Raw genomic sequence first — 19,678 nt, 5'->3', positions numbered from 1 at the left:
TCGACGGTCTGGCCGCCAATGGCGAAGACGGCAACGGCGCCGTCGAGGCCAAGGTCAAAGCCGAGGTCGCAGACCTTTGCGCCAAGTTCCCGATCTATCCGAACATATAAGACGAAGGACCCAAACTCATGAGCTTTCATAACATCAACCAAGCCCCCGCCCGGCTGAACCGCAGCGAGTTGGCCGTGCCGGGCAGCCAACCGGGCATGTTCGAAAAGGCCGCACAGTCGGATGTGGACGTCATCTTTCTTGATCTCGAAGATGCCGTAGCACCTGACGAAAAAGAGCAAGCCCGTAAGAACATCATTCAGGCGCTGAACGATATCGACTGGGGCGCCAAGACCATGTCGGTGCGCATTAACGGGCTGGATACGCATTACATGTATCGCGATGTTGTTGATGTCGTCGAACAGGCGGGTCAGCGGCTGGATTTGATCATGATCCCCAAGGTGGGCACGGCGGCAGATGTCTATGCGGTCGATATGCTGGTCACGCAGATCGAAGATGCCAAGGGTTACAAGACACGCATCGGGTTCGAGCACATCATCGAAACCGCTCTGGGGATGCAGAATGTCAGCGAGATCGCGGCAGCCTCGAAACGCAATGAAAGCCTGCATTTCGGGGTTGCGGACTATGCGGCATCGACCCGCGCGCGCACGACGATCATTGGCGGCGTGAACCCGGATTACTCGGTCCTGACTGATGCTGATGCCGATGGGGGCCGGGCGACGCATTGGGGCGATATGTGGCATTACGCTTTGGCGCGTATGGTTGTCGCTGCGCGGGCCAACGGACTGCGCCCCATCGACGGACCTTTCGGGGATTTTCAGGATCCCGACGGATATCGCGCAGCAGCCAAACGCGCGGCGGTTCTGGGTTGTGAAGGCAAATGGGCCATTCATCCCAGCCAGATTGCCCTGGCCAATGATGTCATGTCGCCCTCGGACGCCGAGGTGACCAAGGCGCAACGCATTCTTGTCGCTATGGCCGAGGCCGAGGCACAAGGTAAAGGCGCGGTGTCACTGGATGGAAGGCTGATCGACTATGCCTCGATCCGTCAGGCGGAGGTGCTGGTGGAAAAGGCCGGGCAGATCGCAGCCGCCTAAATGACTGCTTGGGTCAGGTACTGGCGACCAGAATTGCGGTCGCCACACCAGCCAGCACCATCCCGTTACCCCGACAGTTTCGCCAAATCACTGCTCAGGGCGCGGGCTTCGGCGATGCTGCGTTGTAGGGCGGCGAGTTTGGCGTCGGGCGTCGCACCGCCCGGAGTGGTGTTCAGAACCCGATCAATGCGCGCTGCCGTGGCTGGATCAGCACCGCCAAGCGCGTCTCGCTGTTGCAGGATCCTCAGCTTCAACTGCGCCAATTCGGATTCCGATGCCCGGATTTGCGCGGACAATGCGTCATTCCGGGCTTGGGCCTCGGCAACTTCGCCCTCGGCGGCGGTGATCCGGTCGTCATAAGCCCCCGTCGCGATCCCCGAGACGCCCGAGAAGAACCCACCTTCGGCAGGGTCGGTGGTTGTCTGGCAAGCGGCCAGAAGCACACAAGGTAAGGCGAGGCGGAGCATAATCACACCCCTCATAGTGACGAGGCCAGATCGCCCGCGATGCCGCGCATCTGGGTTATCTGATTGGACAAAGCCGCCAGATCGCCATCGATGGGCGAAGCAGTCTGTCCGCGGGATATGGTCAGGTTACGCGCCTCGTTGAACTCGGCCTGTCGTTTGGTGGCCCCGTCGATGGCCAGTTCCATCTGTGTCAGGTTGCCGTTCGCCTCGGCCAGTTCGCGCTGCAAGTCGGCCTGATCCACGGTTCCCGAGGCGACCTGCGCGTTCAACGCATCCAACTCGGCCTTTTGCGCCGCCAGAACCTGATTCATGACATTGATCGTCGTCTGCATTTCGGACGCGTTGCGGTCGAGGTCCTTTTTGATCTGCCGCAGCCGCGACTCGCGCCCGGCATAGTTGCGCTGAACAAAGGCCACATAGGTGCCCGCAAGGGCGCCAGCACCCAACCCGATGGAAAATCCGGTGCCGATATCGTCGCTGCCACCGATGCCAAAGCCGATGGCCCCGCCGGTCACGCCCCCTGCAATGGCCCCTTGCAGGATGGTCTTTTGCATCGCCGCCGCCTGTTTCGCCAGATCAGCCTCGGCCTGTGTCGCGCCGCCAGTGCCCGCAGGCGGAGCAGCGGTTTGACTGGTGTCGCTACAGGCCGAAAGGGCCATCGAGACGGCAAGCACAGCTGCGCTTATTCGGGGGGTATGAGATCGGCCAGCCATTGGTAACTCCCTTTTTTGCTGTCCTCGGCCTGCGCAACATGGCGCAGGAACAGGGCGGCGTCATCTGTCAGCTGGGCGCTTGCAAGGCCCAGCGAGTTTGATCCCGATGCTGCGCTGATGATCGAGGTATCAACGTCGGGTGGAAAAAAGACGACAGACCGTCTGAGGACTTCGTCATAGTAGCTGCGGCTTTGGTCCAGCCGTCGCAGGATGATGCCTCGGGATCGGTAGATGTCATACACGTCATTGCGCGCCTGCTGCAGCACCGGCAGCGCGTCGGGGTTCGAGCGGGCAATCTCTTCGATCTGTCCCAGCGCGTCTTCGGCAATGGCCAGTGTGCGTTCAACACTGCGCAGGGCAACAAGGTCGGTGCGCAGCCGTTGCAATGTGGTCGCGGCCAGAAACACCGACACTTGTGCGGCATCCTCATACAGGCGCTCGGCCGAGGCGGTCTCTTGCGCGGGCAGGCGGCGGCGATAGCTGTCCAGCGCCGGACCCAGATCGCGCGTTTGCCCGTCGCTAAGGTGTCCAAGGGCCACCAACGCGGTTGCCAGTTTTTCCGGGTTGGCTTCGGACAATGACGCGCCCAAGGTCGCCAGGGATCCGGATGATCCGGTTTTAAGTGCGGCGATCCGGTCCTTTGCGAAGGCCGCGAACAGACCGTCGGGGTAGTCCCGCAAATAGTCTTCAAACACGCGGGCATCCGAACTGGACGAGATACTGCGCCACTGCGCCAGATCCGCCGCCGTTGTATCCTGCGGTGCGTCTAAGGGCAGGCCGGGGGCAAAGCTGTGTTCGTCCAGCACGGATTCTTCGACCCACGGGATCTGGCGCCCTTCGGTTTCAAGCACGACCTGCTGCCGAACGCGTCCCAACATCAGCCGCACGTCCAGATCGGGCGTTGCGATATGGTCCAGAAGGCCGGTGGTAAAGACGCTGTTGTCGCCCAGCCCGTCATAGGCCACGTTGCCGGGATCGGTGGCATAGGCAATCAGCAGGCCCGCGCCGCCGCGCATTCGAACCAGCCCTTGTGCGACCATACCACTGTCGGAAAACGGGTTGTTGCGGCAGGCATCCAGCAGCAGAATGCCAACATCCGGCCCCGCTTTGGACATCACGTCGCGCACCCTGTCCAGCGTCAGGGAACTGCGTCTGAGTGCGGCCACATCACTGCCCGCAAAATCGGTGCCAATCAAATGGTTCTCGCCGCCAATCTGAACGCCATGGCCTGCGTAAAAGAACACGGCCATCTCGGCCCCTTTGGCGGCGGTGCCGAACTGATCCAGTGCCTGTTCCATCCCGGCGACGTTCTGGTCGGTCGCCCGGATCACGCTGAAACCCAGCTCGGTCAGGGCCGACCCCAGCGCGGCCACGTCATTCACCGGGTTGCGCAGCGCCATGTCCGGCGAGGCATAATTCGAATTGCCGATCAGAAGCGCCACGCGGGTCGAGGCATGTCCCTGCGCGGCCACGAAGACCAAACCAAGCAGGGCAATGGTCAGAACGCGGCTGAGTGCAAAGAACGGGCGGGCTACGGGCATGCCGTTACGTTAGCGCATGGCGCTTTCAAATAACAATTGGCGCAATAGGACAGGGCAAAGACAAATGGCCAAATTACCATAGGTCCGCGTTCTACCCGCGCGGTATCAAACGACATGACCGGTCAGTTAACCTCGTGTCCTAAGCCGCCGCCGAGGCCACCGGCAAGCGCATCATCAAGGCTGCCATTTCGTCAAGGTCGTGATCCGAGACGGGGCAGGCAGAGTTCTGCGACATGGAGTGATTTGCGGGGATCTTCATGGCTGCGGCAAGGTCAGCATCCGTCAGACCCGCACAGACAGAAGGCAGTTCTGCGGCGATGCCACAGGCGCGCATCAAGCCTATGTAAACGTCGGGCAGTGCCTCTGCCGCAGCCGGTCCTCCAAGGGCTTGGGCTGCCAGGGCGTAGTTCTCGGCCCCGTCCGGTCGGGCGACAAGCCAGGGCAGGCTGACCTCCAACGCAAGACCGGTTGCATGTCCGTGGTGGACCCGTGCCAATGATCCGAGTGCATGGCTGATATTGTGCCCCATATGCGTGTTGCAATTGTGCAGGGCCAAACCGGCGACGGTGCTGCCCCAAAGAACGCGTCCGCGCGCCTCAAGATCAGACCCGTCTGCCACCACGCGGGGCAGGGCGTCCGACAGAATGCGCAACGCTTCCAGACCATAGAGCAGACCGGCAGGGCTGGTTGAACGTGCTGTTGCCCCCTCAAGCGCGTGCGCGACCGCGTCGATGCCGGTCCAGGCCGTGATGTGCGGCGGCAGACTCAGCGTCAGTTCGGGGTCCAGCACGGCCTGTGCGAACATCAGCTCTTCGCCGAAATACCAGTTCTTCAACCCCTCGGGCGTGGACACGATCGATGTGCGCGTGACCTCGGACCCGGTTCCGGCTGTTGTCGGGATCGCGATTGCGGGCAGACCGTCCTGCGGTAACGGTTGCGCTGCCAGCGCAAAGTCGCGCGCCGGTTTTTGGCTGTTGGCTATGGCCGCGACCAGTTTGGCCGTGTCCATGGCTGCCCCACCGCCCAGACCAATGACGCTTGTGGCCCCGGTTTCCCGCGCCTTTGTCGACAGGTCATCAACCAGAGTTTCCTTGGGCTCACCCGCGACATCTGCGGCAAGAACGAAAGGCACATTATGTGCAGCCAAATCCTGTGTCAGCCGGTCCGTAACACCAAGGTCGGCCAGAATGGTGTCCGCGATGATCAGCACCGGACCGCCGCCCAAATTCGCCACGATATCCGGAACCTTCGACAAACGTCCGGCCCCAAAAGTCAGCGGAGGCACCCGGCCAATGTTAAACGTTTGCATTGCAACCTCGTTCTATAAGTGACGCCTTTTGCAAGCATCTTTGACGAGCAGTCATTCACGGCGCAAGCGCCGAATTTGTCCGCATGAACGAGAACCGCCAAGCTGGTGGGTGTGTGGCGCGAAACTCACAGTTTTATTGTCTGTCGGGAAGCCTGTGGGCGCATGGCTAGCAGGCTGCGCCCTGCAACCCGTCTTTCGACAATTGCTGGTCCTGCAGGCGATCCAGTTCCTGCAAGGCAACCTGTGGATCGCCGGTGCGGGACAAGGCGCGGTCATAGGCGCGGCGAACGGACCGGGGCCGCCAGGGCAGCGCCGCGTTTGCCAGCCACATACGCAAAGGCGGGGGCAGCCGGTCGAACTCGCGCATGGGATCTTCCCGCCGCCGCCGTTTTTTCAGTTTCGTCTGGCCAAGATTGCCCGCCATTCTTATGCGTCCTCGGTATCGAAAACCGGGTCCAGCACCAGAACCAATCGTGTTTCCCCAGACCCTTCGATGGGTGGGGACCGGTGCAACAACCCCGAAGCCGGTGTCTCGGGCCAACGCGAGCCGCGCATCACCATGGGGCACCCCGTTGCCAAGGTGAACAGTTTTTGCGGCTCTGCCCCATTGGACGAGATGCCATATTGGGTACCGGTTCCCCGATATGTGCAAATGAGTCGCGCCAGAATCGCGTCAATGTGGAACTTGCGGCAGGCGTTTGTGGTGACGACGCCAAGGCGTACGCGCAGATATGGCGCGCGCATGATCTCTGCAAACCGGGTCGAGAGGTCGGCGATGTCTTCGATCAGCCATGTGCGTTCGGGACCTTCCTCAGTACCTGCGATGTCACACAGATGCTGAACGGCCTCTTTTACTGCACCGGGGTGCAGCACCATGCGTGTGGCAGGCAACTGATCGGGGTGCAGGCCGTCGATCCAGGCCTGAAACCCCAGCGGTGGTTGCCTACGCCAGATCGCTGCCGCACATCCGGGTTTACGGATAACGGACAGGTCTTCGGGCCTGTCCGCAACACCAACTCCGATTGCGGCATTCCTGATCTCGGTATGCGCCAAAGTCACGCCGCTTCCCCTTCACGCCGCCAGCCCGGGAAGGGGTCAGGCAAGTCCAGTGGCAGTGCCTCGGGACCCGCGGCCAGATGTTCGGGGACCAGACAGTCGTCCAACCGCACTTTCAATACCGGCCAGTCAATACCCGAGCCGATGAACACAATCTCTTGCCGCCGATCACCCCAGGGTTCGGACCAATGGGCCTGCATATATTCGCGCGCGCTTTCATGATCCGGCCACCGCTCTTTCGGGACCGAAGCCCACCACGTGCCCAAAGGTTTGACGGAAGACAGCGCGCCCGCCATGGAAAACTCGGCCACCCAGTTCGGACGCGTGGCCAGCCAGAAATGCCCTTTTGCGCGGATCACACCCGGCAGGTCCCCATTCAGCACTTTCAGGATCTTTTCGGGCTCAAAGGGCTGACGCGCGCGGTACACGAAACTGGTAACGCCGTATTCCTCGGTCTCAGGCACGTGGTCCGCAAACCCATAAAGTTCCTTGGCCCACATCGGATGCTCATGCGCCTTCTCAAAATCGAACAGGCCAGTGTCCAGAATGGCAGCGGCGGCCACGTCGGAGTGATTGGTCTCGATGATGCGCGCGTCGGCGTTCAGGCTGCGGATGATCTTGCGCGCGGCATCGGTTCGCTCCGGCCCGGCATCGGCCACCTTGTTCAGAATGACCACATCGGCAAATTCGATCTGTTCCACAAGCAGGTCGACCAGCGTGCGGTCGTCTTCCTCGCCCATGGTCTCACCCCGGTCGCTCAGGAAATCGTGGCTGGAGTAGTCCTGCAACAGGTTCACCGCATCCACCACCGTCACCATCGTATCCAGCCGCGAAACATCGGACAGGCTTTCGCCCAGCTCATCCCGGAAATCAAAGGTCGCTGCGACCGGAAGAGGTTCAGAAATGCCGGTGGATTCGATGAGCAGGTAGTCAAAGCGGCCGTCTTCGGCCAGTCGGCGCACCTCTTGCAGCAGATCATCGCGCAGGGTGCAGCAGATGCAGCCGTTTGACATCTCGACCAGTGTTTCATCGGTGCGGCTGAGTTCCGTGTCCGCGCGCACCAGGTCCGCGTCGATGTTCACTTCGGACATGTCATTGACGATCACGGCGACGCGACGGCCTTCGCGGTTGTTCAGGGCACGGTTCAGCAATGTGGTTTTGCCCGCGCCGAGAAAACCGGACAGGACGGTGACGGGAAGTCGGGTATCGGTCATTGCCTTAATGCTCCGTAGGATTTTGAATGTGTGTGGGATGTGGTTTGCGCAGCAAATCGAGGCTGCGCTGAATCTCGGGCCGGTTCAGGTTGCGTCCGATCAACACGATGCGGGTGCGGCGGTCTTCCCCGGTCCAGTTTTTTATCGGGACAGGCGGATCAAAGATGTGCTGGACCCCGTGGAACGCAAATGGCGTCTCGATTCCGTCCAGAAACAGGATGCCCTTAACACGCAGGATGTCCCGGCCTTTGTGGGCGATCAAAGTGTCGAACCACTTGTCAAAGAGGTCGTCATCCAAGGCCTCGTCCAGAACAATCGAAATGGACGTTATGTCGGTGTCATGACGGCGAAACTCGATCGTTGATACGGGGCTGGCCGCCGAGCCCGGCAGCAGCCCGGACAGGTTGCCAAGAGGGTCCGCATTTTCTTTGGGTGTCGTCCAGGCCAGTGCGTCCTGTTGGCCTGCGGTGTCGCGCATGCTTGTCAGGTTCCACATCCCGTTCGCGCTGAATTCGCGATCCGAAACGCGCATGATGCTGGCGGTCGGGTTCAGGTCACGGAGCCGCTTGGTCACGGCCTTTGATTCAGTGTCAGAGACAAGATCCGTCTTGCTGAGCACGATCAGATCGGCCAGCGCAACTTGCGAGACGGCTTCGAATTGCGCATCCAGCGACCCGGGGCCGTTGACGGCGTCCACAACGGTGACGATGCCATCCATCCGTGTATTCCGCGCCAGATATGGATCAACCAAAAGCGTTTGCAGGATCGGTCCGGGATCGGCCAGGCCCGTGGTTTCAATCACGATCCGGTCAAAGTGCAGCATGCCTTCGTCGCGCCGGGCAAGCAGCTTGACGAACGTGTCCGACAGATCCCCGCGGATCGAGCAGCACAGGCAGCCGGATGACATCAGCATCACGTCGCCGTCCACCGATTCAATCAGATCGTGATCCAGCCCCGCCTCGCCGAACTCGTTCACGATCACCGCAATGGGTCCCGAACTGGACTCCGCAAGAATTCGGTTAAGCAGTGTCGTCTTACCCGCCCCTAAGAATCCAGTGAGCAACGTCACCGGGACGCGCAGATCATTGGTCGGGTTTGGCGTGGTCTTTGAGGCGTGAGTCATGAACATGGGCGTGCGACAAATGTAATAACATTACAAAATTATGGGAAATCAAATCGAGTGTCCAGATGGCGCAGGGCGATAGGGTCAAAGTGCCTTGATCATGCGCCTTTGACGTAGGAAGATGCCACAGAGAAAATGGGTGTGAATTGAAGTTCAGGTGAGTCAGGCCGCCTCTTCAAAACTGAACTAATGGCGTATGTAAGATATAAGTATTTGTTATGGTTTAGATATTCTCTGCATGCAGATTAGGTGCGCGGGTTTTGTCGACCGTCCGTTCTCAGTTGTTGAGAAGAGGCCACAGTCAGTAGTGTCAGGGTGACACGCACTGGACATCCTTTAACCAAAAGATCAATTTCTCGCTTAAGGCGAGAGCCTCGCCACAATAATGACAACTTGGACATGAATCTTCTTGTCCAAAGAATTTTTTAGGGCCTTGCAATGGTTGTTAATATTTCAACTCCTCCTTCGTCGTCTCCACTGAGCGCGATCCAAGGAACCCGCGCGTATGGTAACGGTAACCCGAATACCACAACGACGATTACCTATAACTTTGACCAATATGCGGGCTCCACCCCTTGGACAAACGCGTACAAAGACGATTTCAGGAAGGCACTGGCTGTTTTTGAATCCGTTGCCAACATACGGTTCGTAGAAGTCTCTAATTGGCAGGACGCTGACATTTACGAGGTTCTTGCACCGAATTCCAACCCGTACTTCTTCGATTCCCCGTATACGCTCGGGTATCACTATACGCCCTCAAATAACCCCTCCGAAGGTGCCTTCAGCACGGATTACTGGGATGCAGGCCCGGGTGGGAACGGGGATGCCGGAGGCTACTTTTTCACGACTCTGCTGCACGAGCTGGGCCACGCACTTGGCTTGGCTCACCCGCACGATTCAGGGTTGGGTACAACAGTCATGCGCGGCGTCACAGGACCGTTCGATTCTTTCGGAGCTTCGGGTTTGAACCAGGGTGTCTACACCGTCATGAGTTACAATGACGGTTGGACCTCCAAGAACGGAATTCTGCCGGTGGACGCCAAATGGGGTGGCGCTACAGGATTGGGTGCGCTGGATATTGCTGCGCTGCAAAACATGTACGGCGCGAACAATTCGTACAACTCGGGAAGCAATACATACGATCTGGCCACAAGCAACGCCAGCGGCGTCGGGTATCAGGCCATTTGGGACACAGGCGGATCCGATACAATCAGTTATTCTGGCAGTGGGATCACAGTTATCGATTTGCGACCCGCCACCCTTGATTATTCGTCTACGGGCGGCGGCGGCGTGTCTCATGTTGGGGGCGTAAAAGGCGGGTTCACGATTGCGGCCGGTGTTGTTATCGAAAACGCATCGGGTGGATCTGGGAAGGACACCATTTTTGGCAATGCCGCCGTAAACACTCTGAATGGTAACGGCGGCAACGACACCTTTTTTTCAGCCTCCAACGGATCGAACAACAACACGATCAACGGCGGTGGCGGCAGCGATACAATCTACCTCGCCAATGGATCCGGCGCAGACACTGTAAACGGTGGATCCGGTAACGACGTCGCCATTGTCAGAAACAATACAGGTTCGTTCTCGGGTGGAACTGGCACTGATACGGTCAGATTCGTAAGCGCCATCAGCAAGTATCTGTTCATCAACAATGGCAGTACCTACGAGTTTCTGGACGTTATCACCGGCAGAACCTTTACAGTGTCCAGCGACGTGGAGCGTTTCGAGTTTTCGAATGGAAATCTGGGCTACAACCTTACTCAGTTGACGAACGCAACTCAGATCTCGGACGTCGAAACGACTGGAACCGCGCTTCAACACGCCGCGCAAGGTATCTACCTGATCGGTGGTCCGGGTTCGAATGTCGCAGTTACTTTCAATGGTCAGGTTATGGGGGAGAATTCCCTCGTTGGCTGGACGGCCATTCAAGTTGAAGACGATGGCCAAGGATACCTTATTCTTTGGCGCAATGACGATGGCCGTTACGCGGAGTGGACGCTTGACGATCAGGGCGCGCGTTTGAGCGGTCGCCCGATTGCGAATGTTGTCGATGTCGAGGTGTTCTACGGCGTTGATCTGAACAATGATGGCACAATTGGTCATTTCACGACGACCGTTGAAGATGACGGCGCGACAACGCTGGCGTCGTCGACGCGTGGGGTTTACCTGATCGACGGCAGCACGGAAGTGACGTGGAGAGGGGACCAGATCGGCCCTGACAGCCTGCCCGGCTGGAGCGCGATTCAGGTTGAAAGCAACGGTCCGGGTTACCTGCTCCTGCTGCAGCATGAAGATGGCCGCTATGCGGAATGGACGCTTGACGATCAAGGCGTGCGTGTGAGCGGCCAGCCGATCACCAACGTCGTTGATGTCGAGGTGTTCTATGGCGTTGATCTGGATGGAAGCGGCTTTATTGGTCCCGCGCCAAAAGTTGCCCAACAAAAGATGGCCTTCCTTGCGCCGATTTCGGACAGTTTGTCAGATGAACCGGAATTCGATTTTGTTCCCTTGGATACGGACCACGCCACTGAGGGCGAAGAATTGCTGGCAAATGGCTTCGATCTTTCCGAGCGGTTGGGCTTGGACGGTACATCGGAGCCGGTGTCGATTGACATAGTTGATAGCGGTGGCGATCTGGGTATCGCGAACATTTTGGAAGATGACGTTTTCCTGCTCTGAAACGATTGGAGCGGTGCCGTCCTGTGGCGTCGCTCCAAAATCTGAAGCAATTGCAGATTTCCGGGTTCAATCACGCAGTTGCCGGCGTTCCAGACCAATTTTTGTCTTTCGACTGAGCCGCGTCAGGGCCAGGTGGAACTCTGAGCGCTAGGTTGAGTAGGGCTCGGAAGATTTCAAAAACCTCTTTCGCCGTTGCATCTCGGATGACGCATATTCGTCATACAGGCTTTGCTGCTCTACATTGACCAGGTTTGCGGGGATATCCAGCTGGGCCAGCGCCTTGGCGATACACAATCTGATTTCCGGCACGTCATCGGCCAGAACACAGTATTTAGTGAGGTACCAGGTCAAAAATTTTTTCTGAAAAGCCGGATCAATCGGCGAAGGTTTTCCACAAGCTTTCAGCAAGCTGTCAAGTTCGGTTACATGTGTCGTGGCCAACGCGAAATCCGATTTCGCGAAGGTGATCACATTGGCCCCTTGCAGCAAAGCCTCGAATAGGACACCGGAGTTTCCTCCAACCACACAGGACGCCTTGTTAATCAGCCCATGGATCGAACCGTCCGTCAGATAAACGCTTTCGAACTTGCGCTGCAAGTCAATCAGCATTTTTTCTACGGCACGGGATTTGCATGAAGGGTGGCGTTTTATGACCAGAGTCTGGCCAACTTTCTCACAATAATCCGCCAACGCAAACGCAACCTGAGGCGGTTTGATGTGGTTGAGCTCGGCTACGGTATCTTCGACTGTTTGCAGCGGCATGAAGATGAATTGCCCCGGCGGGTGCGACTTGATCTTTGACTGCTTGTACTTTGATGCGTTCCCTTCAGCTTGCGATTTGGCCAGACCCGCTACAAAACGCTCTGCTTCCTTTGACGAAGTCCGCTCAATACGATCCAGGAAGTTTGACGGATGGGTCGCCAATTCCGAGAAGCCGGAATATCCGAGCCTGTCCAAAGTGTAATAAGGTGGAACGTAGCTTTCTTTGAAGCGCAGAACATTTCCCGCCCGGCCAATGGAATGGAAACTGATGACCAATTGACCTGGTTTGTAAAGGCGCGGGCTCTTGTCAGCGCCAAAGGGCAAACGCACGGGCCGCACACGAACAGAGAGATCGCTTAATGCCAACATGACCGAAGAATAGAACAAGCGGTGCCTGTCGCCATCAGACGGATTGGTAAGGTGCCCATCGGACAGTTCCAGAATGACTTCAGCGTCTGTCGGCGACATTATTTTTCCCTCAATTCACCCATGGGATACAACAAACGCCCAACTATCCGGTGCAGTTTATTGTCTTGATTGCGTGCAAACAGGACAGGGTCAGCGTCGAATTGTTCCAGCCGTTCAGGGTGACGCTTCGATTTGAGTACGGGCCGGACAATCGGCCGCCAAGCACGCAAAACTCCAAATGGACCCATAACGTTCCAATCAGGAAAGATCAGGTCAACGATGAGTTTGTCACGCTTTTTCCGCGTCCATTTCTCACGCGCGAACCTTGCAGGGTTTCGCTTGTAAATTGCCTTGGTCTGGGGCGTAAGGCGGTTTTTCCAGACCCGGCGCAAGACCGGAGACAGCAACCAAAGCCGCCAGCCAAATATACCATAGTTGACGAGAATCTTGGATCGACCTACAGCATTCTGCATTGGCTCTGCTTCGAGTTCTTGGACCGGCTTGAAGCGATCATAGGCTTTGGAGACGATCGCAATTTCGTCTTGATACAAAGCGGTTTCGGCCGGTTTGGCCTTGTCGCCGCCAAACAACGTGCCTGTCGATCGTCCAAGCCACAGCTGTGCGATGTTTGCATTCGTCTCCTGACAGGCAGATCTGATCCAGTCTTCGTTGTCAGGGGTCAGCAGCCAAGGTTTTGGCATTGGCAGGTCGCGCGACTTCCTCCAGTTGCTAAGGCTTGTCGTCGCCTCTTCGATGAAGTCCAGATATGCCTCTTTTGTCCGAAATGGTCTTGAGTTGTAGCTTCGAATTAACTCAACATGCGGCCCGGACAGTTGAACGGAATTGGTCTGAGATTTCGATGGCATGGGAAGCCTGGTCAAAAGTTCCAAACCTGTCGATTGGGCAAAATCCGTAACAAGATCGTTGTCTATCAACTCGGACTTCTGGAACAGACGAATGGTTATCTTCTTTCGCTCAATTGTGCTGGCCCAGGCGTTCAACACGTTTCGGTAGTCCAGGAAACGGGCAACCTCGGCGCTTTCCAACCAGTTGGAAATCGGGTCTTCAACTCTGCCGATTGCTCCGCCGGCCACAAACTCGCAATATTGCGCGTTGGCCCATTCGACCTGATCGCGCAGGTAGACGATCATCTCAACATCATAGCCAGAGAAGTACTCTGGAATTTTATGCGCGTTCTTTTGTAAGAAATACGCTTCGCTGGAAAGGACAATGGTATGAATGCGCCCTTCCATAAGTTGAAGGCCGCGTTCAATATATTGCAGGAAAAAGCGATCGTCTGACACGATATAAGGCACAACGCCCGCGTGTCCCGCCTGTTTGTGCGGTCTCGACTCCTGCCAGAACAGACCGATTTCGGGATACCACACCCCGTTACGCATCAATTCAGGTCGGTTCTGCTCTAACAGGTGTTGAATGTAGGTGCTGCCGGTTTTTGTTGAGCCGATATGAACAACAATCCGGGGCTTGTCGAAAGGTTTGCTCGCCTCTGGCTTGGCAATCGTTACGCGTTCGTTACGCGCATAGGTATTCAAGGCGGTCTGCAGGTCACGCTGGGGTGTGGCTGCCTGCGTTTCCTTTAATGTGACCTCGTACAACTTGTCCTGTGGTATCGGCTCTCTGTTGATCACATAGTCCAGTATGTCAGCACGTTCTGCCAAAATACTTGCGGCAATCAATGGATAAGCCGAAGCTCTCGCAAGTGATTTGTTATTATGTACAAACTCCGAGAGGACTTCGTCCGGTGAGATTTGGCAATGCTCAAGGATCTGCTTCACGCTTTTTATGAACGCGTCACGCTTACCCGGCCCTTCAGAAACGGCAAACCGATAGGCTTCACCATCGACCAATTGAGCTAGCAATTGCGACACGTTGTAGCGAAGATGTTCGCGTAGCGGGCTGCTGGCATCGCCCGCACCGGCATCGAGCAGGGTATCGAGCGTGAAATTGAAGTTCTGCAACATTAGCTCGAAGTCACGCGCGGTACGAACGCGACGGGCCGTAGAGCCAACGCGAATTCGATACGCCGTGGAATCTATGTTACGCAGGCTGATTTTCTCTGCGTTCACAAGGGCTTTCACAAGAAAAGCTCTCTCTTCCCACTGCGTAGTCCGGAAGTAGATATCGTTCTGCAGCAAGAATTCCCGGCGATACAGCCAGACCCAGAAATGCCTGTTGTTCAGAATATTTGGCGTGTCCGCGTAAGTCGTTCGATAGACGTCGTCTTCAAAGAAACGTTCGGCTCTGTCCTGTTTCTTTTCAACCAGTTCATCGCCGACAAAAATAGCCTCATAAGCCTTACGGCCGCGCACCATGTCAAAGTCTTCGGACTTTGCGTGATCGTACAGAGCGCTCAGTGCTTTGGGGTTTGCCAGCCAGTCGTCACCATCGATGAACCAAACGTATTCACCACGCGCGGCCTTGATCGCCTTGTTGCGCGCAAAGCCCTGGCCGACGTTCTTGTCCAGAATAATCGGGCGAATCCTTGCATCATTCATCGCAAGGCGGTCGATTATCTCCTGGCTCCCGTCGGGCGTACAATCGTTTACCGGGATGATTTCTATGTCGCGCAATGTTTGTTTTTGAACCGAAGCGATGCACTTTTCGATATAGTCTTCAACGCCGTAGACAGGGATTACGACTGAAACTTTCGGCGGTTCTTCGGCCTCGGTTTCGGCGCGCGGCAGATCAAAAGGTCTGTTTTCTTCGATGTATTGGAGAACATCTTCAATCTCGCTCGGCGCAGTGTGTCCGGGCACGTGGTAGATCGTGTACCAAACATAAAAATAGTAAAACACCTCCTCCAGCGAACGTTCCCGCTTGCGATGGGGGATTGTCTTCCGGTCATCGGTCAGACCCCAACCCGCATAAAAAGGCGCTCCGAAACAAACGACCTCCTTGCCGGCAAACAGTGCTTCCAGCCCCATTTGGCTGGTCGCGACATAGACTTTGTCCACCATGTCAAACAAAACAAACGGGTTCACCGGCTCGCGGATTAGGCGCACACGACCAGTGGACGACAAGTGCGAGTAGTAACCGCTTCGGGTCTCTTTTTCCCATGACGTATCTGGGTGTGTCTTGACCAGAATCTCAGCGTCCGGATTTTCTTTCAACGCCGCGACCAACATCTTTTGGAAGTCATTCTTGCTGGCCTTGCCGAAAATGGTTGAGGCATCCGCGAAGGCTTGGTCACACACCAATACGCGCCGCTTATATGTCTGACTCGTCGGTGGAGCCTGCATGGGCTGCGCGTTGTATTTGCTGATGCGCTGGGATGCTATTCTGTCGATCAGGCTTTTAGCACGGGCGAGTTGCTCGGCTGACAGAGATTCCTCGCTGTTCAGTTTGTGTGTCAAACGGTTTGGGAAATCCGACATATAGTAGTGCGATATGTCGTCATAGACATAACCCAAGCAGGCGTAACGCGGGTCGCCTTCCCGAAAGGAATGAGACCAACTGTGGGTGCTTGCAAGAAAACCTTGCTCAAAGAGAATAAGATCCGCGTCGATTGGTAAAACGTCGTACAGACCCAACAGCCCCTTGTGAGATTTCTGTTCATTCTGAAAAACTGCGCCGGACCCGAAATAGCCCCGTCCCCGATCCGCATTGGGTGCATTGAAAGGCTGGATATTGGCAAACAAGCTTTTAAGGTTGGCGCCGTAGCCATTGTCAAGTGTTCCGTCGGCGTAGCCGAACACGGCCGGATCGTTTCGCAATGATAACACATGCTCACGAATGTCACGCCCGGCCTCATGGCTTGATTTTCGCAGGTCCAGGAATTCCGAAAATCTAACTTTCTTTTGACCAAAGCTCTGTTTCATTTTGGCGTCGCTTTTATTCTTTTTAAACATCGAAACTTTGGCGCTACGTTGTTAGTTCTGAAACTGCCACCAGCAGTTTCGTCTCGAGATTGGCGTTAGCATTTGGCAACCCGCGCTCGCGGGCCTCACAGAACATCTCTTCCCATTCCGCGAAGATCGTCTCTTCGGAATAATAAGTGTCAAAACGCGTCAAAGAGGTGTTGCCCATTGTCTCTCTGAGATCCGGATCAGACATCAAGCTTTTGAAGGCATTGGTCAGATTCTCTGTTGGGCTGTCAGCCGCACACAAAATACCATTTTCGCCAGACGCGATTTGTTCGTTGATCCCGCTGCAGTTTTGGAACCCGATCAGCGGCAGCCCATGCGCCATCGCTTCCAGGCCACAAAGTGGAAATCCTTCAAAGAAAGATGACAGAACGAATGCGTCGGCATCTTTGTAGTACGGATAAGTGTCGTGTGTCTCACCGACAAATTCGACAGACTTGGCGATTTTCAAGGCAGTCGCCTGTTTCCTGAGATTATCACGTTCCGGCCCGTCGCCAACAATTCGAAGAACCCAGTCCTGGTGACGTGGGTAGCTTTTGGCGAAGGCTTCGATGATCAGATGAACGTTCTTCCGGGGAACGAGACGTGCGACCGTCAGCAGTACCTTCTTTTTCTTTGACCTGTCCCCAGGTCGCGCGATCTGCGTTGGCTTTTTAACGGTATTTGGGAGAACTCGGATCCGTTCCTGCATGAAGTTCGGCAGTGTCGAGCGGAAGTCTTCGGTCAGCAAGTGAACCAGAGTGGCGCCAAAGAAAGCGGTTTGCCGTTCAAAGACTGTATTGGTTCCGATCCAACGCGGATAGCGTGGGTCAATATGCTCGGACAAAACAAGAGGCACACCCGCGCGATGCGCGCATTTCACGTAGCGCTTGAACTCTCGGTTCATATGCAGCCCCACAAGAACGTCAAACGAACGACTGGCAATAGCCAGCATCATCTGGTCGTCTTCGCGCTCATTACTGTCTTCACCGAAGTAAATAAGCTCGATGGTGTCGTCCAGCGGCCATTGCGAGCGTTGTGCCTGGTCGTCAAATGTAAAGATCGTTACGTCATGACCACGTTTCGCCATGGCATTCGCCATCATCTGTCCAACGTTTTCCGTCCCGCCTTTGCCCTTGGTTATGAAGGGGACAAAAAAGCCAATGCGCATCTTCGCGATGGGCGGCGGCGATTTCAGAGTCTTCCGAGATACAGGCACCTGTTCAGGTATCGTATTCCACTTCCAATTGACTTGGGTCAGCTGCCCTTCGAATCGTTGTTTCGCATCGAAACCTTTCGGGAAACGCCCCGCATCCCGCAGCGTTTCAAGGTCTCCATTTGCCCTGTGCAATGCGCCCTTTGGTAACGGGCCGGGGCCACGCTGAGCGATTCCGAACAGGTTGTAGCCGTGGTGAATGAACCGTCCTTCGGACAGATCGAACCCGGCGTCAGCAAGGACATACATCAAGGTGCCGAGGTTCCAGCCCGAGTTGACATGGCCCCCCACGACCTGATGTTTGAATGGCGGCACGGCTATAAAGAGGTGGCCGTCAGGTTTCAGCACACGCCGGATTTCGCCTAGCGCGCGGCCGGTGTCAGAGACATGTTCCAGAACATGAGCACACCAAACGCAATCGAGACTGGACGTGGCGATCGATTGCATGTCGCAAATATCCAGATCGGGCAGCAGTTCAATGCCCTCCGGAAAGCCCCCTTGGTCTTCGTCCAAATAAGCTTCCATGTCCATGCCGGATGCCAGAACATCCCAACCTGCACTGAAAAAGCTGCGGGCTGCCAGACCAGATCCAGTACCGATGTCTAATATGCGACCTTTCTGAGGGAAGCTGGCGATCACTTCATCGACCAGGTCCTTTTGGCCTTGGATTGACTTGGTTACGCTGATGTTCATTCGGTTCACTGGCTTGAAAGTCCTTGCGGGAGTTCGTTCGGCGTTTGCCCTAAGCCTAAGGCTCGCCGCTCTAACGATTAAAATTGTCTAACATTTTTGAAAGTGGGTGCAACATCGTATCAACCGAGCTGCTTTGGCGAAAGAGTCAGTTTCGCGAACCAAGTGGGCATCCGCGACTGAATTCAATGCGCGCGACGTTGCTGTGTCGTTCCAAGAAGCTTACTGCTGCAGGGCACTATCCTGCGCGATCGTGGGTTACTTGCGTGTTTTGGGTTGCGTCAAGGTGCTAATAACTAAGAATAAAATTCTAGCTTCTTCGCGGGGCCTCAAAACAGAGGCCTGTTCGAAAAAGTTTAGAGAACGCTGGAGGCAAATATTCCGATGAATGCCGACGGCGGCAAAGGCTATGTGGCCAAGCGTTGGTAAGTATAAGCGGGCTGTCGCCTGACCCTGAGCCTCAGGCGACTATCCGTCAGCTAAGCTAATGTAGAAGCGTTTTCCCTGCAGGTATGCGCCTCCGGCGTCATCCTGTCGCCTGATCCCTCAAATACGCCAGAAGATTCACGATATCTTCGTCCTTTCTGAGGCCCGGAAACTGCATTTTGTTACCCGGAACCACGCCCCTTGGGTCGTGCAGAAAGGCGGATAGGGTCTCGGGTGTCCAGGTTATGCCGGACTCCTGCAAGGCCTCTGAGTATCGGAATCCGTCGACCTGTGCGGCCTGGGCACCGATGATTCCGAACAGCGATGGGCCAACGCCGTTGCGCCCTTCTTTCACCTGATGGCAGGCGCTGCATTTGCGAAATATCTTTTTGCCGGCTTTGACGTCGCCGTCCAGCGCGACGGCAACGACCTGAGGCGAGGATACGGGCGCAATGCTGGCCTGTTCGTCATCCAAATGAAAGACAAACCGCGCGGTGACGGGAACGGTGCGGGTGATGCCCGGCAGATCGGCCAGTTCCATCAGCTTGTCGATGCCCGCATTCACGCCCGCATCTTCGGTGCTGACGAATACCATGTCGCTTGTTGTCACCAGTACGGAGTTCTCCGTTAGGCGCGCGACAAACAGCTCTGCGTCAAATTCGACATCTGTTCCGACCAGCGACAGGGCGGCTTCGCTGTCCAGCGTGGTGGTTTGGCCGACTTCCAATGCGGTCAGGTTCTCCATATCGATCTTGGCGGTCAGGGTTGCGGTGCCCGCTTTGCGAAAGACGTATTCGATCATCCGTTCGTTGCGGATATCGATGTTTGTCTCGACCGAGGACAGGTCGATCTCGACCTCGACCTGCCCATCCGGGCTGACCTGACCGCTAAGCGAGGTGAAGCTGTTGACCTCGCCCACCGTGTCTTTCTTGATGCTTCCATATGCAAGATGAGAGCTTTCGGGCACCAATGTCCAACTTGCGGCAAAGGCCGGGCCTGCAACAATTGCCGACGCAAACGTGACTGCCTGTATGAGATGTTTCATTTCATTCCTCCTCGGGTTATGCCAGTCCTGAGCACGCGGGCCCGGTCCGTGGAGGAG

At 56.4% G+C, this 19,678-nt stretch carries 14 protein-coding genes; 2 read left to right on the top strand and 12 right to left on the bottom strand.

Annotated features, from left to right (window positions below; genetic code table 11):
* Positions 1–128 precede the first annotated feature (128 nt).
* Positions 129–1,106, top strand: a complete 978-nt coding sequence (locus ACR0AC_RS13415; RefSeq protein ID WP_170525121.1) for an HpcH/HpaI aldolase/citrate lyase family protein — start codon at positions 129–131, stop codon at positions 1,104–1,106.
* A gap of 65 nt (positions 1,107–1,171) precedes the next feature.
* Here ACR0AC_RS13415 and ACR0AC_RS13410 read toward each other — a convergent pair whose 3' ends face one another.
* The 8 genes from ACR0AC_RS13410 to ACR0AC_RS13375 all read right to left on the bottom strand — a co-directional run bounded on the left by ACR0AC_RS13410 (position 1,172) and on the right by ACR0AC_RS13375 (position 8,529).
* Entirely contained in the window at positions 1,172–1,573 is a 402-nt protein-coding gene (locus ACR0AC_RS13410; protein WP_170456794.1) for a hypothetical protein, read from the bottom strand.
* Positions 1,574–1,584: 11 nt separating this feature from the next.
* Positions 1,585–2,286 (bottom strand): hypothetical protein, encoded by a 702-nt coding sequence (locus tag ACR0AC_RS13405; protein ID WP_480586792.1) that lies wholly within the window; start codon positions 2,284–2,286, stop codon positions 1,585–1,587.
* The gene (locus tag ACR0AC_RS13400) at positions 2,256–3,827 is read right to left on the bottom strand and encodes a caspase family protein (RefSeq protein ID WP_480874035.1); all 1,572 of its coding nucleotides are present in this window, start codon (positions 3,825–3,827) and stop codon (positions 2,256–2,258) included. Before ACR0AC_RS13400 ends, ACR0AC_RS13405 begins: the two co-directional genes overlap by 31 nt.
* Positions 3,828–3,966: 139 nt before the next feature.
* Positions 3,967–5,136: an iron-containing alcohol dehydrogenase gene (locus ACR0AC_RS13395; protein ID WP_480874032.1), complete on the bottom strand. Its 1,170-nt coding sequence runs from the start codon at positions 5,134–5,136 to the stop codon at positions 3,967–3,969.
* A 166-nt stretch (positions 5,137–5,302) separates the two neighbouring features.
* A complete protein-coding gene (locus ACR0AC_RS13390; RefSeq protein ID WP_170456802.1) occupies positions 5,303–5,560 on the bottom strand; it encodes a DUF6525 family protein in 258 nt (85 codons plus the stop codon).
* 2 nt (positions 5,561–5,562) lie between these two features.
* Positions 5,563–6,195, bottom strand: coding sequence for a DUF1826 domain-containing protein (locus ACR0AC_RS13385; RefSeq protein WP_480874029.1), 633 nt, complete (start codon positions 6,193–6,195; stop codon positions 5,563–5,565).
* A complete protein-coding gene (locus ACR0AC_RS13380) occupies positions 6,192–7,406 on the bottom strand; it encodes a GTP-binding protein (RefSeq protein ID WP_480874026.1) in 1,215 nt (404 codons plus the stop codon). Before ACR0AC_RS13380 ends, ACR0AC_RS13385 begins: the two co-directional genes overlap by 4 nt.
* A 4-nt stretch (positions 7,407–7,410) precedes the next feature.
* Complete coding sequence (locus ACR0AC_RS13375) at positions 7,411–8,529, bottom strand: CobW family GTP-binding protein (protein WP_480782043.1); 1,119 nt, start codon at positions 8,527–8,529, stop codon at positions 7,411–7,413.
* Between the two features lie 438 nt (positions 8,530–8,967).
* Between ACR0AC_RS13375 and ACR0AC_RS13370 the strand changes: the two genes are divergently transcribed.
* The gene (locus ACR0AC_RS13370; RefSeq protein ID WP_480874022.1) at positions 8,968–11,211 is read left to right on the top strand and encodes a matrixin family metalloprotease; all 2,244 of its coding nucleotides are present in this window, start codon (positions 8,968–8,970) and stop codon (positions 11,209–11,211) included.
* Positions 11,212–11,358: 147 nt separating this feature from the next.
* On the opposite strand, the gene ACR0AC_RS13365 is transcribed toward ACR0AC_RS13370, so the two are convergent.
* The 4 genes from ACR0AC_RS13365 to ACR0AC_RS13350 all read right to left on the bottom strand — a co-directional run bounded on the left by ACR0AC_RS13365 (position 11,359) and on the right by ACR0AC_RS13350 (position 19,621).
* Entirely contained in the window at positions 11,359–12,441 is a 1,083-nt protein-coding gene (locus tag ACR0AC_RS13365) for a capsular polysaccharide export protein, LipB/KpsS family (protein ID WP_480874020.1), read from the bottom strand.
* Positions 12,441–16,250: a capsular polysaccharide export protein, LipB/KpsS family gene (locus ACR0AC_RS13360; protein WP_480874018.1), complete on the bottom strand. Its 3,810-nt coding sequence runs from the start codon at positions 16,248–16,250 to the stop codon at positions 12,441–12,443. The genes ACR0AC_RS13365 and ACR0AC_RS13360 overlap by 1 nt, the downstream gene beginning before the upstream one ends.
* A gap of 13 nt (positions 16,251–16,263) precedes the next feature.
* Positions 16,264–18,153: a glycosyltransferase gene (locus tag ACR0AC_RS13355; RefSeq protein WP_480626748.1), complete on the bottom strand. Its 1,890-nt coding sequence runs from the start codon at positions 18,151–18,153 to the stop codon at positions 16,264–16,266.
* Positions 18,154–18,676: 523 nt separating this feature from the next.
* Entirely contained in the window at positions 18,677–19,621 is a 945-nt protein-coding gene (locus tag ACR0AC_RS13350; RefSeq protein ID WP_480626747.1) for a c-type cytochrome, read from the bottom strand.
* Positions 19,622–19,678: the final 57 nt, after the last annotated feature.

This window comes from Ruegeria sp. H7 (assembly GCF_056532945.1).
This window is presented reverse-complemented; position numbering and strand designations above follow the sequence as displayed.